This window comes from Brachybacterium squillarum M-6-3 (genome assembly GCF_000225825.1).
In the GTDB taxonomy this organism is placed as follows: domain Bacteria; phylum Actinomycetota; class Actinomycetes; order Actinomycetales; family Dermabacteraceae; genus Brachybacterium; species Brachybacterium squillarum.
On record NZ_AGBX01000006.1, the window covers coordinates 231,389 to 245,504 of the forward strand.

The window sequence follows — 14,116 nt, forward strand, 5'->3', positions numbered from 1 at the left end:
ATGTGCGGCGGACCGGGCGCAATGGCGTCCGTGGCGGGGTGGGCTCAGAGGCCGCGGATCGCCCAGGAGGTCTCGTGAGCGGTGCCGGGCTCCAGGCGGATCACGTCGGTGCCGCTGCGGAAGGCGTCCGGCGGGCAGGACATCGGCTCGACCGCGAGGCCCAGCCGGTCGTCCTCCGGCTCCGGGCGGTCCCCGGTGTGGATCTGCAGCCACGGCAGGTCCGGCCCGGCCGTGAGCTCCACCCCGGTGCCGCCGGGCGCGGTGACGGTGACGGTGACCCCGTCGCCGTCCCCGAGGTCGGTGAAGGCGTGGTCGATGAAGAGGTCCCCGATCACCCGCGGCGCGGCGAAGTCGAAAGGGTCCCCGGGAGCGATCGGCGCGGTGCCGGTGGGCAGCAGCCGGTCCTCGGTCACCGTGAGCACGCTGCCCAGGCGCACCTGCAGGCTCCAGGTGTCCAGCGGCTCCGGCCCGGCCACCAGGTACGGGTGGGGGCAGACGCCGTAGGGGGCGTCGTCCCGGCCGACGTTCTCGGCCGTGACCGTGGTGCGCAGCCCGGCCTCCGCGTCGAGCGCGTGACGGACCCGCAGCAGCAGGTGGAAGGGGTAGCCGGGGGTGGGGAACAGCTCGGTGACCAGCTCCACCGCGGCCTCCTCCCGGGCGGTGACCGCGAAGGCCTGGAACGAGACCAGGCCGTGCAGGGCGTTTCCGCGCTCGACCTCGGTGATCGGCGTCTGCAGCTCCTGGCCGTCCCAGGTGTAGCAGCCGTCGCCGATGCGGTTGGGCCAGGGGGCGACGATCGCGCCGCGGTAGAACCGCATCGGCCCGCTCGGCGGGTTGCGCACCAGCAGGTCGCGGCCGCCGAGGGTGAGGGACTCCAGGATCGCGCCGAGGGTGGAGACCTCCGCGCGGTAGCCCCCGGCGGCGAGGGTGATCAGCTCGCCGCGGTCGCGGGGCGCGGGGGTCGGGGTGCTCATGCCTGCTCCTGGGGGGTGGTGGCCTGTCCGGTCGATGCCTCGGCGGTGCTGTCCTCGGGCTCGGGCTCCGGCTCGGGGTCCACGAGGACCACGTGCAGCTGCCGCGGGCCGTGCACCCCCTCCACGCGCTCCAGCTCGATGTCGCTGGTGGCGCTCGGACCGGAGATCATGGTCCAGGCGGCGGTGGGGTCCTCGTTCATCCGCTCGATGCCCTTGGGGACGCCGAGGACCACCTGCTCGGCCTCGACCACCACCACGTGCAGGTCCGGCACCAGGGTGATCGCGCGGCGGCCGGAGAGATCGTCGCCGCGCAGCACCAGGGTGCCGGTGATCGCGATGGCGGTGTGGCAGCCGGTGAGCACTGCGTCGATGCCGTCCAGCTCGCGCGGGCTGGCCGAGCCGTCGTCGACCGTGATCTCGGCGGCGACCTGCTCGCGCCAGGCCTCGGGCAGCCCCGGCGGCACGATCACGGAGCCGGATGCGGCCAGCACCTCGGCGACCGTGGCCGCGAGGGAGGAGGGAATGGTGCGGTGCACCGTGGCGCGATAGTCCTCGATGCGCTGGGTGAGCACGTCGCGCACCTTCGCGGGGTCGGTGGAGGTCTCCTGCCGGTCGTCGGCCCGCTGGTAGGCGCGGGGCACGTCGGCCGCGGTGGTGACCTCGTCGCGGCGCGGCGCCTGCAGGGCGGTGCGCACCCGCGCCAGGATCTCCTCCCTGGCGCTCATCCCGGGGGTGCGGGTGGGGCGCTGCTGCTCGGCGCGGGCGCTCATCGCCGCCCCTCCTCGTCCTCGGCCGAGCCGTCCGCCCCGGCACCGGGCTCCGGCTCCGGGGGAGCGGGCTGCTCGCGCTGCTCCCACCAGGAGCGGAAGGACTGCTGGGGCTTGGGCAGGTCGCGGTGGTCGGTCCAGCCCGGCACCAGCGGCAGCATGCCCGGCACCTTGCCGATGTTCTTCCCGGGCAGCACCTTGGACAGCGGCCCGGCGGAGCGCACCGCCAGGTCGTAGGCCTTGGGGGAGGACATCAGGGTGCTGGCGCCCTTCATCGCGATGTCCCACTGCCCGTGGAACTCCCCGCGCTCCCCGCGGCGACGGTCGACGTCCTGGGCGCGCAGGTGCACCAGGATCTCCGGGATGTTGATCTTCACCGGGCACACGTCGTAGCAGGCGCCGCAGAGGCTCGAGGCGTAGGGCAGCGTCGAGTTCGGGTCGTCGGTGCCGGAGGTGCCGGTCATCTGCGGGGAGAGGATCGCCCCGATCGGCCCCGGGTAGGTGGAGCCGTAGGCGTGGCCGCCGGCGCGGGCGTACACGGGGCACACGTTCAGGCAGGCCGAGCAGCGGATGCAGTGCAGGGCGCTGCGGCCGTCCGGGTCCTCCAGCACCGCGCTGCGGCCGTTGTCCAGCAGCACCAGGTGGAACTCCTCGGGGCCGTCGCCCTCGTGCACCCCGGTGAACAGGGTGGTGTAGGGATTCATACGCTCGCCGGTGGAGGAGCGCGGCAGCAGCTGCAGGAACACCTCGAGGTCCTCGAAGGTGGGCACGATCTTCTCGATGCCCACCACCGAGACCAGGGTCTTCGGCAGGGTCAGGCACATCCGGCCGTTGCCCTCGGACTCGACGACGACCATCGTGCCGGTCTCGGCGACCGCGAAGTTCGCCCCGGAGACCGCCATCGAGCCGGGCATGTCCAGGAACTTCTCGCGCAGGAAGCGGCGGGCGGCCCCGGCCAGCTCCGCCGGGTCGTCGGTGATCGAGGCGTCCAGATCCGGCATCGCGGCCAGGAAGATCTCGCGGATCTCGGCCCGGTTGCGGTGGATCGCCGGCACCAGGATGTGCGAGGGGGTGTCGTCGGCGAGCTGAACGATCAGCTCGGCGAGGTCCGACTCGATGGCGCGGATCCCGGCGTGCGCCAGGGTCTCGTTCAGCGCGATCTCCTGGGTGGCCATCGACTTGACCTTGAGGATCTCCTCGGCGCCGCGCTCGATGCCCAGCGCCGTGACGATCTCCCCGGCCTCCTCGGCGTCGCGGGCCCAGTGCACCACGCCACCGGCGGCGGTCACGGAGGCCTCGAGCTGCTCCAGCATCTCCGGCAGGTGGTCGGTGACCTGCCACTTCACGGCGCTGCCGGCGTTGCGTAGCTTCTGCCAGTCCCGCACCTCGCGCACCACCCCGGCGCGCTTGGCCTGGATGGAGGAGGTGGCGTGGTGGAGGTTGCCGCGCTGGGTCTCATTGCCGAGCTCGTCCCGGGCGGCCGCGGGGAAGCCGCGGGACCCGCGCAGGTGCGAGGAGGGGGAGGCATGCTGGGGGCGGACGGTGGGGATGCCGAGGTCGACGGTGCTCATGAGGCCCTCCCGAGGATGGTGTCGGCCGGGATGAAGGGCTCCTCCTGGGTGGAGGCGAGGATCTGCGCCAGGTGCACAGGCTTCGGCTGCGCGCCGGTGCGATGCAGCTTCCCGCCGATGTTCATCAGGCAGGAAGCGTCGCCGGCGACCACGAAGTCCGCGCCGCTGGCGACGACGTTGGAGGCCTTGTCGGTGACCATCGCGTCGGAGGTGGCGTCGTTCTTCACCGAGAAGGTGCCGCCGAAGCCGCAGCAGGTGTCGGACTCGGGCAGGTTCACCACGGTGATGCCCTCGACCGCGCGCAGCAGCTTGAGGGGGCGCGGCCCCACCTTCAGCACCCGCATCGAATGGCAGGTGGGGTGGTAGGTGACGGTGTGCGGGAAGTAGGCGCCCACGTCGGTCACCTTCAGCACGTCCACCAGCAGCTCGGAGAGCTCGTAGGTCTTCGCGGCGACCGCCTCGGCCCGCTCCTCCAGCTCGGTGTCGCCCTCGTGGCGGGCCACCAGGCGGTGCTGGTCGCGCACGCAGCCGGCGCAGGAGCCCGAGGGCATCACGATCGCGTCGACCTCGTCGAGGGTCGGCTCGTAGGTGTCCACGAAGGAGCGCACCACGGGCGCCGCCTCCGTGTAGTAGCCGGTGTTGGTGTGCATCTGGCCGCAGCAGGTCTGGCGTTTGTCGAAGACGACCTCGTGGCCGAGGCGCTCGAGCAGCCGCACGGTGGAGCGGGCGACGTCCGGCGCCATCACGTCCACCAGGCAGGTGGTCATCAGCGAGATACGCATGGGGTCCCTTCCGGGTCCGGGGTCGGCGGGGTGCGCCGGCCGGAGGGGCGACGGGGCGCGCCCCGCCGCGGGTGGTCAGTCGTGGTCCAGGCCGAGCGCCGTGGCGGTGCGGGCCAGGGACTCGTGCGCGGCGGCCGGGTCGTCGGCGAGCGCCGTGCCCCAGCTCGGCACCATCTGGCGGATGGTCGGGGCCCAGGACTCGCGGCGCTCGGGGAACATCCGCTCCAGCAGCTTCAGCAGGATCTCGGTGGAGATGGAGGCGCCGGGGGAGGCGCCGAGCATGCCGCCGATGGAGCCGTCGGCCGCGGAGATCAGCTGGGTGCCGAACTGCAGCACGCCGTGCTTGTCCTTGTCGGGGGCGATCACCTGCACGCGCTGTCCGGCGGTGACCTGCTCCCAGTCCTCGGGGCGGGCCGAGGGCATGAACTCCAGCAGCGCCTCGAAGCGCTGCGCCTCGGTGGCGGCGAGCTGGCCGACCAGGTAGGTCATGAGGTCCAGGTTCGGCGGGGCCACGGCCAGCATCTGGGTGAGGTTGTCGGGCTTGATGGAGGCGAAGAGGTCCGTGTAGGAGCCGGTCTTGAGGAACTTCGGGGACCAGCCGGCGTAGGGGCCGAACATGAGGGACCTCTGCCCGCGGACCACGCGGGTGTCCAGGTGTGGCACGCTCATCGGCGGGGCGCCGACTGCGGCCTTGCCGTAGACCTTGGCCTGGTGGCGGTCGATGATCTCGGGGTCGGTGCAGCGCAGCCACTGGCCGGAGATGGGGAAGCCGCCGAAGCCGCGGATCTCCTCGATGCCGGACTTCTGCAGCAGCGGCAGCGCGTTGCCGCCCGCTCCCACGAAGACGAAGGGGGCCCGGATCACGCGGGTGGCGCCGGTGGCGTCCCGGGACATCACGCCCCAGTCCGTGCCCATGCGGCGCAGGTCCACGACCTCCGAGCCGGTGGAGACGGTGGTGCCGACCCGCTGCGCGTAGTCGAACAGCAGGCCGGTCAGCGCGCCGAAGTCGACGTCGGTGCCGTCGGGGGAGTGGGTGGCGGCGATGGTCTCGGTGACCGGGCGGCCCTCGGTGATCAGCGGCGCCCACTCCGCGAGCTGGGCGTGGGAGGTGGTGAAGCGCATCCGGTCGAACAGCGGGTTCGCGCTCAGGGCCTCGTGGCGGCGGCGCAGGTAGTCCACGTTCTCCATGCCGTGCACGAAGCTCATGTGGGGCACGGTGCGGATGAAGTCGGAGGGGTCGCCGATGCGGTCGTTCTCCACCAGGTGGGCCCAGAACTGGCGGCTGACCTGGAACTGCTCGTTGATGGAGATGGCCTTGGCCGGACTGACGGAGCCGTCCACGTCCTGCGGGGTGTAATTCAGCTCGCACAGCGCGCTGTGGCCGGTGCCGGCGTTGTTCCAGCCGTCGCTGGACTCCAGGCCCAGGCCGTCGAGCTTCTCCAGCACCTGGATGTCCCAGTCCGGCTCCAGCTCGCTCAGCAGCGCCGCCAGGGTCGCGCTGGCCACGCCCCCGCCGATCAACACCGCGTCCGCGCGCGTGACCTCCAGCCGCATCTGCGCCATGACACTCCGTTCTCGGTGATGGGTGCGCCCCGTCCCGGGGCGTGCCCGGGCGTATGCTCGCGAGTCCTCGCGCGGCGCCGGGCGGTTCTGCCTCCCAGGGTATCGCTCCGGGCCGAGCGCGCCGGACATCGGGCGGAAGACGCCGCGCCTGGCCGTATGGAACGGCTCCGGAGGGTCGCGCGCCCAGCACACACGCTCCGCGACCGGCCCGTCCACCGCGCCGTCACAGGCTGTCACGCCCGCGGCGAACACCCGCGACCTTCCGGGATCCGGCGCGTAGTCTCGATCCATCACCACACCCGAATGGGGGAGGACCATGTTCGAACGCTTCACCGACCGGGCTCGCCGCGTCGTCGTCCTGGCGCAGGACGAAGCCCGTCTGCTGAACCACAACTACATCGGGACCGAGCACATCCTGCTCGGCCTGATCCACGAGAACGAGGGCGTCGGCGCCAAGGCCCTGGAGGCCCTCGGCGTCACCCTCGACGCGGTCCGCGAGCAGGTCCGCGACATCATCGGCGAGGGGAACCAGACCCCGAGCGGGCACATCCCGTTCACCCCCCGCGCCAAGAAGGTGCTCGAGCTGTCCCTGCGCGAGGCGCTGCAGCTGGGCCACAACTACATCGGCACCGAGCACATCCTGCTGGGTCTGCTGCGCGAGGGCGAGGGCACCGCCGTCAAGGTGCTCTCCCGGCTGAAGGCCGAGCCCGCCGCGGTGCGCCAGGAGGTCATCGAGCGCCTCTCCGGCTACCAGGGCAAGGAGCCCGCGACCGCCGGCGGCCCCGCCGAGGGCCAGCCCTCCGGCTCGCTGGTGCTGGACCAGTTCGGCCGCAACCTCACCCAGGCCGCCCGCGACGGCAACCTGGACCCGGTGATCGGCCGCGAGCACGAGGCCGAGCGTGTCATGCAGGTGCTCTCCCGCCGCACCAAGAACAACCCGGTGCTGATCGGCGAGCCCGGCGTCGGCAAGTCCGCCGTCGTCGAGGGCCTGGCCCAGTCCATCGTGGCCGGGGACGTCCCCGAGACCCTCAAGGACAAGCAGCTCTACACGCTGGACCTCGGCTCCCTGGTGGCCGGCTCCCGCTACCGCGGCGACTTCGAGGAGCGTCTGAAGAAGGTGCTCAAGGAGATCCGCACGCGCGGCGACATCATCCTGTTCATCGACGAGATCCACACCCTCGTCGGGGCGGGCGCCGCCGAGGGTGCGATCGACGCCGCCAGCATCCTCAAGCCGATGCTGGCCCGCGGCGAGCTGCAGACCATCGGCGCCACCACGTTGGAGGAGTACCGCAAGCACATCGAGAAGGACGCGGCCCTCGAGCGCCGCTTCCAGCCGATCCAGGTCGACGAGCCCTCCATCGTGCACACGGTGGAGATCCTCAAGGGGCTGCGCGACCGCTACGAGGCCCACCACAAGGTGACCATCACCGATGCGGCGCTGGTCTCCGCGGCGAACCTCGCCGACCGTTACATCAACGACCGCTTCCTGCCGGACAAGGCGATCGACCTGATCGACGAGGCCGGTGCGCGCCTGCGGATCCGTCGTCTCACCGCCCCGCCCGAGCTCAAGGAGTTCGACACCCGGATCGAGGACACCCGCAAGCAGAAGGAGGAGGCGATCGACGGGCAGGACTTCGAGCTCGCCGCCTCCCTGCGCGACACCGAGCAGCAGCTCAAGACCGAGCGGGACGAGAAGGAGAAGGCCTGGCGCCACGGCGACTCCGACGTCGTCTCCACCGTCTCCGAGGAGGTCATCGCCGAGGTGCTGGCCGCCGCGACCGGCATCCCGATCGTGAAGCTGACCGAGGAGGAGTCCTCGCGCCTGCTGCACATGGAGGACGAGCTGCACAAGCGCGTCATCGGTCAGGACGAGGCCATCAAGGCCCTGTCCCAGGCGATCCGCCGCACCCGTGCGGGTCTGAAGGACCCCAAGCGCCCCGGCGGCTCGTTCATCTTCGCGGGCCCCACCGGCGTCGGCAAGACCGAGCTGGCCAAGGCGCTGGCGGAGTTCCTGTTCGGCGACGAGGACTCCCTCATCCAGCTGGACATGTCCGAGTTCGGCGAGAAGCACACCGCCTCGCGGCTGTTCGGCTCGCCCCCCGGGTACGTCGGCTACGACGAGGGCGGCCAGCTCACCGAGAAGGTGCGTCGCAAGCCGTTCAGCGTGGTGCTGTTCGACGAGGTGGAGAAGGCCCACGTCGACATCTTCAACTCGCTGCTGCAGATCCTCGAGGACGGCCGCCTGACCGACTCGCAGGGCCGCACGGTGGACTTCAAGAACACCGTCATCATCATGACCACGAACCTCGGCACCCGGGACATCGCCAAGGGCGTGTCCATGGGCTTCCAGGCCGGCGGCGACCTCGCCACCGACTACGAGCGGATGAAGGCGAAGGTGAACGAGGAGCTCAAGCAGCACTTCAAGCCCGAGTTCCTGAACCGTGTCGACGACATCGTGGTGTTCCCGCAGCTCTCCCAGTCCGAGATCATCCAGATCGTCGACCTCATGGTCGCGAAGCTGGAGACCCGCCTGAGCGAGAAGGACATGGCGATCACCCTGACCGACGGCGCCAAGGCGCTGCTGGCCGAGAAGGGCTACGACCCCGTGCTGGGCGCCCGGCCGCTGCGCCGCACCATCCAGCGCGACATCGAGGACACCCTCTCCGAGAAGATCCTCTTCGGCCAGGTGCGCGTGGGCGACGAGATCGTCGTCGGCGCCGAGGGCGAGGGCCTGCTCGGCGAGCTCACCTTCGCCCGCCGCGGCGAGAACGGCGAGCTGGAGGCGATCAGCGACACCGTCGACCTCGAGGCGATGACCGAGGCCCGCGCCGACGAGGTGGCCCGCCCGGACAATGACGCCGCCGACTCCTCGGGGGCCTCCGAGGACGCAGAGGCGACCGCCAACTGAGCCGGGGGAACCGGCCCCACCACGTGTGGGGCCGGTTCCGTCGTATCCGGGCGCGCGGCCCGGGGAAGCGAGATCGCACGTGGATACCCTGCGGGAGCTGCTGGACTGGGCGCTGCACTTCAGCGGCCAGCTCGAGGAGTGGGTGCTGCTCGTCGCCGACGCCTGGTGGGTCTACCTGGTGGTGCTCGGCTTCGCCGCCTTCGACGGCTTCTTCCCGACGGTGCCCAGCGAGTCCACCATCGTCACCCTGTCCTCCCTGTGGTCCTCCTCGGGCCAGCCGTACATCTGGCTGATCTGCCTGGCCGCCTGGATGGGCGCCTGGGCGGGCGACAACATGGGCTTCTGGATCGGCAAGAAGGTGGGCTGGGAGCGGTTCCGCTTCCTGCGCGAGGGCAAGGGCCGCCGCGCCGTGGAGGCCGCCGACCGCGGCCTGCAGCGCCGAGCACTGCTGTTCCTGATGACCGCGCGCTACATCCCCTTCGGCCGCACCGCTGTGAACCTGGTGGCCGGCGCGGTGGGCTACCCGCACGCCCGCTTCTGGCCGCGCTCCCTGCTGTCCACCTTCGTGTGGGCCGTCTACTCCTGCGCGATCGGGGCCGTGGCCGGCGCCTGGTTCGAGGACAACCACCTGCTGGCCATCACCGTGGCCCTGGTGGCCGCCGTGGTCCTGGCCCTGGTGGTGGAACGGCTGATCAGCGCCCTGCACCGGGTGCTGGACCTGCGCGCCGAGCGCCGCGGGGAGGTCCCGACCGACCGCACCTCCCTGCCGGGGGAGGAGCCCTCCGCCACCTACGCCGAGGGCGAGGCCGTCTCCTCGCCCGCCTCCCCGTCCGAGGTGTCGACGAAGGACGCCTCCATCGCCGAGGGGGAGCACCGATGAGCATCACCATCCGCCCTGCCCGTCCCGCCGACGTGCGCGGCATCAACGACGTGGTCGAGCCGCTGGCCCACCGCGGGATCCTGCTGGGCAAGGACCTGGTCTCCTTCTACGAGGCCGTCCAGGAGTTCCAGGTGGCCGTGGACGAGGACGGCACCGTGGTGGGCTGCGGCGCCCTGCACGTGATGTGGGAGGACCTCGCCGAGGTGCGCACCCTCGCGGTGAGCGAGCGGGTGCTCGGCACCGGCACCGGGCACCGCATGCTCGAGGCGCTGCTGGGCCGCGCCCGCGAGCTGGGCCTGGCGCGCGTGTTCTGCCTGACCTTCGAGACGGAGTTCTTCGCCCGCCACGGCTTCGTGCCGATGGCGGAGGCGGTGGACCCGGAGCTGTACGGCCAGCTGCTGCGCTCCCCGGACGAGGGCATCGCGGAGTTCCTGGACCTGGCGCGGGTCAAGCCCAACACCCTGGGCAACACCCGGATGATCGCGCAGCTCTGACGCCTGCCGGGGCCCGTCCGGGGAGTCGGGTCAGGGTAGGCGCAGCGCCTCGCCGTCGGCGGCGACCAGCCCGTCGGCCAGCAGCGAGGCCCGGCAGCGGGCCACCCGCTCCGGGTCCTCCGTGTCCAGGGCGGCGATCGCCGCGGCATCGGCCCGGCCGTGCTCCCGCAGCAGCGCCATGATCTGCCCGCGCAGCTGCCGGTCGGTGCCCTCGAAGCGCTGCACCCGGCGCGGCGCATCGGCCGGTGCGGCCGGGGACCCGGCCGCCACCCAGGCGCAGTGCCCCGACGCCAGCGGGCAGACCGCGCAGCGCGGCGATCGGGCCGTGCACACCAGCGCCCCCAGCTCCATCACCGCCTGGTTCCAGCGCACCGAGCGGACTGTGTCCCCGGGCACGCTCGCGGTGACCACGGCCCGTTCGGCCGCCGTGTAGGAGGGGGCCGGCAGCGCGGTGCCGAGCGCGGCGCGGGCCAGTACCCGACGGATGTTCGTGTCCGCCACCACCGCGCGACCGTGATGGGCGAAAGCCGTGACCGCGGCGGCCGTGTACTCCCCGATCCCGGGCAGGGCCCGCAGGGCGTCCTCGCCGCAGGGCACCTCGCCGCCGTGGCGGGCGACGATCGCGCGGGCGCACTCCTGCAGGCGCAGGGCGCGGCGCGGATACCCCAGGCGGTCCCAGGCCCGCAGCACCTCCGCGATGGGGGCGTCGGCGAGGTCGGCCGGGGTCGGCCAGGCCTCCATCCAGGCGAGCCAGCGGGGCAGCACCCGCACCACCGGCGTCTGCTGCAGCATCACCTCGGAGACCAGGATCCCCCAGGCGCTCGCGTCCTCGTGCCGCCAGGGCAGGTCGCGCGCCTCGGCCCGGTACCAGTCCAGCACCGCGTCGACCGCGGCGTCGTCCAGCACGGGCGGCGCGGCGGGAGCGGGGGAGTGGGGCACCCGGGGACCGTACCTCACCGCGAAGGCGGTCCTCGCACAGGAACGGCGGGGCGGGACCGTGTGGTCCCGCCCCGCCGTGGGGAGCCGGAATGCGTCCGGCGAGCGTGCGGCCGATCAGGCCTGCGGACGCTGGTCGGTCGCGGCCGCCTGGTTCTGGGTCTGCAGCGCGTCGCGGATCTCGGTGAGCAGCGCGATGTCCTCGGCCACCGGGGTCTCCTCCTCCGGGGGCAGGCCGCGGCGCTTGCGGTCCATCTTGGTCGCGGTGTTCACGGGGAGCACGAACACGAAGTAGACGACGGCCGCGGTGATCAGGAAGGCGATCACGGCGGAGATGACGGCGCCGAAGTTCACCAGGGTCGCCTCGTTTTCCTCACGGATGAAGAAGGCGAGGCCGTTGACGTTCGTACCGCCGAAAACGGCGATGACCGGCTGGATCAGATTGTCGACGAAGGCGGTGATGAGCGCGGTGAAGGCGGAGCCGATGACGACGCCGACCGCGAGGTCGAGGACGTTGCCCCGCATGATGAATTCCTTGAAGCCCTTCATGGGGATCTTCCTAACTGGGAAAGGGTGGGATGGAAGGCCGTGCGTTCGACCGGGCGGTCACCGGCGCAGCCCGAGCGGACTCTAACCGACGACGGAGACGGTCAACCAGCCCTCCCGCTGCGCCCGCGCGAGGTCCCCGGCGTCCTCCCTCGCCAGGCGCACCACCACCTCCACCTCGTCTGCCGAGGTAAGGCCCGCATCCTCGCCCATCGGCAGCTCCCCGCCGCTCGCCGACGAGATCTGCACGACATGTGCCGGGATGTGACGCGGCACGCCCGATTCGGGCATTCCCGCCAGCAGCTCCACCGGGGTGCCGGGGCCGAGCTGGCCCGCCAGCAAGCCCGGGGCGGTGATCACCATCGCCACCTCGCCCGCCGGGAGCTCCGCCGCGGCCTCGGCTCGCAGCATGGCCGGGAGGATCGGGCTGCCCGCGGGGATCGCCGTGGACGTGCGGGTGCCGAGCAGCGCATCCGGGTCGGTGGCGGCGCCCGCGGGCACCAGGGTGGCGGCGACCCGCACCGTGGTCAGGTCCGTGGCCCCGAGCGCCGTCCCGGCGGGCACGTCCACTGCGGCCGCGACCACGGCGACCCCGCGGCGGTCGGCCGGTTGCACCGCGGCGGCCAGGGGCGGAAGCGCCAGGGCGATCAGGCAGGCACAGAGCAGCAACACCAGCAGGCGGCGGCGACGGCGCAGGGCACGCCGCCAGGAGGGGAGCTGGGCGCGGATCCGGGTGAGCATGGCCGCACGCTACGCAGCAGCGGTCACCGTCGGCGGAGGTGCCGAGTGGCGGGGGACAGGCCCCCGATGGGGAGGAACCGCGCGGGTCAGGAGGAGGCGGCCTGTGCGGAGCCGCTCGAGGAGGAGCCCGTCGAGGACGAGGACCCGGCGGAGGAGCCGCCGGTCGAGGCGCCCGAGGAGGAGCCGCTGCTCTCGGAGGAGCTCTTCTCCGTCGATCCCGTGGAGCCCTTCTCGCCGGAGCCGCCCACGCTGTTCGCCCCGGAGGTCTTCGCATCGGTGGAGTAGAAGCCGGAGCCCTTGAACACGACGCCCACCGAGTCGAACACCTTGCGCAGGGTCGGCTCGCCGCAGTTCGGGCACACCGTCAGCGAGTCCTCGCTGAAGGACTGGTACTGCTCGAAGCGGTGACCGCAGTTCTTGCAGGCGTAGGCGTAGGTGGGCACCTGGGTTCCTCCGGGGATGAGCGGGCGGGGGCGCCCGTCGCCGGGGCCGCGGACGATTCTACGACTCCGCGCCGCCGGCCCGGACGCCCCGGTCCAGCCGTGTGAGGCCGCTCGCGGTGAGAGCACGCGGCACCGGCCGGTCGTGGGGCATCCGCGGCAGGGCGCCCGCCGGCAGCACCTCGTGCGGGTGCACGATCGTCACCACGGGCACACCCTCGCGCACGTGCGCGAGCGCCCGGTCGTAGTAGCCGCCGCCGTGGCCGAGCCGGGTGCCCGCGAGGTCCACGGCCAGCGCCGGGGTCAGCACGAGCGCGGCGGTGGCCAGGGCGTCGGGGCCGAGTCGGGTGCCGCCGGGCTCGGCGCCGAAGCCGCGTCCCGACGAGGGGGCGAAGTCCTCGCCGTCCCAGACCACCCATCCCAGCTCGGGGCCCTCCGCGTGCACCGGGAACAGCAGCTCGGCACCGCGGGCCCGCAGGTGCGCGGCCAGCGGCAGCACGGGCGGCTCGCTCGGCAGTGGATGGAACAGGGCCACCCGCGGGGCAGCGCGGCCGCGGGAGACGCCGTCGGGGGAGGGGCGGCCGTCGAGCCCGGGGACCCCGGCCAGCAGCGCCCCGGCGTGGCCGCCCAGCAGCCGCGCCTGCAGCTCCCGCTCGCGGGCGGCTCCGGGGCGGGTCGCGCGCTCGCGGCGGGCCCGCCGCAGCCGGGTGCGCCAGGCGGCCTTGCGGGCCATCGGATCCTCGTCGTCCACCGCTACGGATCCATCAGGCCCGTGTCCCGCCTCGCCCCCTCGCTGCTCCATGCCCGAAGCGTGCCACAGCCGCGTCTACGATGACGCGATGGCGCACACCTGGCCCCTGGTCCTCCGCGACGGCGAGCTGGTCCTCCGCCCGCTGCGGCGGCGGGACCGCTTCGCCTTCGAGGCGCTGCGCCAGCGCAACCGCCACTGGCTGCGGCCCTGGGACGCCACCGACCCCGAGCATCCCGCCCAGCGCCCCTCCTTCTCCGCGCTGCGCCGCTGGAACGAGCAGCAGGCCCGCGTCGGCGTCGGCCTGCCCCTGGTGATGGTCGTCGAGGGGAAGATCGTGGGCCAGATCACGGCCGGGCCCCTGCAGTACGGGGCCGTGCGCACCGCCGTGCTCGGCTACTGGATCGACCGCGCCGCCGCCGGTCGCGGCCTCGTGCCGCGCGCCGCCGCCCTGGTCATCGACCACCTGTTCACCGAGATGGGCATGCACCGCATCGAGGTGACCGTGCGCCCCGAGAACACCGCCAGCCTGCGCGTGGTCGAGAAGCTGGGGCTGCGCGCCGAGGGGCTGAGGCCCCGCGCGATCCACGTCGACGGCGCCTGGCGCGACCACCTCGTCTTCGCCATCACCGCCGAGGAACTGGACACCGACGACGCCGGCCACGGCATGATGGCCCGCCTCACCGGCCCCACCGACGATCCGATGGAGTCCGTGGCCGACACGCCCACCGCGTGACCAGCCGAATCACATCGGTGTCATTACCCT

At 72.7% G+C, this 14,116-nt stretch carries 14 protein-coding genes; 4 read left to right on the forward strand and 10 right to left on the reverse strand.

Going from position 1 to position 14,116, the window contains the following annotated elements; translation table 11 throughout:
• Positions 1 to 44: 44 nt before the first annotated feature.
• The 5 genes from OM98_RS08865 to OM98_RS08885 all read right to left on the reverse strand — a co-directional run bounded on the left by OM98_RS08865 (position 45) and on the right by OM98_RS08885 (position 5,657).
• A complete protein-coding gene (locus OM98_RS08865) occupies positions 45 to 974 on the reverse strand; it encodes an aldose 1-epimerase family protein (RefSeq protein ID WP_010534265.1) in 930 nt (309 codons plus the stop codon).
• Positions 971 to 1,744, reverse strand: coding sequence for a LutC/YkgG family protein (locus OM98_RS08870; RefSeq protein WP_010534266.1), 774 nt, complete (start codon positions 1,742 to 1,744; stop codon positions 971 to 973). The genes OM98_RS08865 and OM98_RS08870 overlap by 4 nt, the downstream gene beginning before the upstream one ends.
• Positions 1,741 to 3,312: a lactate utilization protein B gene (locus tag OM98_RS08875; protein ID WP_010534267.1), complete on the reverse strand. Its 1,572-nt coding sequence runs from the start codon at positions 3,310 to 3,312 to the stop codon at positions 1,741 to 1,743. Before OM98_RS08875 ends, OM98_RS08870 begins: the two co-directional genes overlap by 4 nt.
• Positions 3,309 to 4,094 carry a (Fe-S)-binding protein gene (locus OM98_RS08880; RefSeq protein ID WP_010534268.1) on the reverse strand — a complete coding sequence of 262 codons (786 nt, stop codon included), beginning with the start codon at positions 4,092 to 4,094 and terminating at the stop codon, positions 3,309 to 3,311. Before OM98_RS08880 ends, OM98_RS08875 begins: the two co-directional genes overlap by 4 nt.
• Before the next feature lie 75 nt (positions 4,095 to 4,169).
• Positions 4,170 to 5,657, reverse strand: coding sequence for a malate:quinone oxidoreductase (locus OM98_RS08885; protein ID WP_010534269.1), 1,488 nt, complete (start codon positions 5,655 to 5,657; stop codon positions 4,170 to 4,172).
• A 316-nt stretch (positions 5,658 to 5,973) separates the two neighbouring features.
• Between OM98_RS08885 and OM98_RS08890 the strand changes: the two genes are divergently transcribed.
• The 3 genes from OM98_RS08890 (at position 5,974) to OM98_RS08900 (ending at position 9,939) form a co-directional block, all read left to right on the forward strand.
• Entirely contained in the window at positions 5,974 to 8,565 is a 2,592-nt protein-coding gene (locus tag OM98_RS08890) for an ATP-dependent Clp protease ATP-binding subunit (protein ID WP_010534270.1), read from the forward strand.
• Positions 8,566 to 8,644: 79 nt separating this feature from the next.
• On the forward strand, positions 8,645 to 9,445 hold the full coding sequence (locus tag OM98_RS08895) for a DedA family protein (RefSeq protein ID WP_010534271.1): 801 nt from the start codon (positions 8,645 to 8,647) through the stop codon (positions 9,443 to 9,445).
• Positions 9,442 to 9,939 (forward strand): amino-acid N-acetyltransferase, encoded by a 498-nt coding sequence (locus tag OM98_RS08900; RefSeq protein ID WP_010534272.1) that lies wholly within the window; start codon positions 9,442 to 9,444, stop codon positions 9,937 to 9,939. Before OM98_RS08895 ends, OM98_RS08900 begins: the two co-directional genes overlap by 4 nt.
• A 30-nt stretch (positions 9,940 to 9,969) precedes the next feature.
• On the opposite strand, the gene OM98_RS08905 is transcribed toward OM98_RS08900, so the two are convergent.
• The 5 genes from OM98_RS08905 to OM98_RS08925 all read right to left on the reverse strand — a co-directional run bounded on the left by OM98_RS08905 (position 9,970) and on the right by OM98_RS08925 (position 13,353).
• Complete coding sequence (locus tag OM98_RS08905) at positions 9,970 to 10,878, reverse strand: HhH-GPD family protein (RefSeq protein ID WP_033195115.1); 909 nt, start codon at positions 10,876 to 10,878, stop codon at positions 9,970 to 9,972.
• A 114-nt stretch (positions 10,879 to 10,992) separates the two neighbouring features.
• The gene (gene mscL / locus OM98_RS08910; protein WP_010534274.1) at positions 10,993 to 11,424 is read right to left on the reverse strand and encodes a large conductance mechanosensitive channel protein MscL; all 432 of its coding nucleotides are present in this window, start codon (positions 11,422 to 11,424) and stop codon (positions 10,993 to 10,995) included.
• An 81-nt stretch (positions 11,425 to 11,505) separates the two neighbouring features.
• Complete coding sequence (locus tag OM98_RS08915) at positions 11,506 to 12,162, reverse strand: SAF domain-containing protein (RefSeq protein WP_010534275.1); 657 nt, start codon at positions 12,160 to 12,162, stop codon at positions 11,506 to 11,508.
• Between the two features lie 86 nt (positions 12,163 to 12,248).
• Entirely contained in the window at positions 12,249 to 12,605 is a 357-nt protein-coding gene (locus OM98_RS08920) for an FmdB family zinc ribbon protein (protein ID WP_010534276.1), read from the reverse strand.
• A gap of 58 nt (positions 12,606 to 12,663) precedes the next feature.
• Positions 12,664 to 13,353 (reverse strand): 5-formyltetrahydrofolate cyclo-ligase, encoded by a 690-nt coding sequence (locus tag OM98_RS08925; protein ID WP_010534277.1) that lies wholly within the window; start codon positions 13,351 to 13,353, stop codon positions 12,664 to 12,666.
• 88 nt (positions 13,354 to 13,441) lie between these two features.
• On the opposite strand from OM98_RS08925, the gene OM98_RS08930 reads away from it, so the two are divergent.
• A complete protein-coding gene (locus OM98_RS08930; protein ID WP_010534278.1) occupies positions 13,442 to 14,086 on the forward strand; it encodes a GNAT family N-acetyltransferase in 645 nt (214 codons plus the stop codon).
• Positions 14,087 to 14,116: the final 30 nt, after the last annotated feature.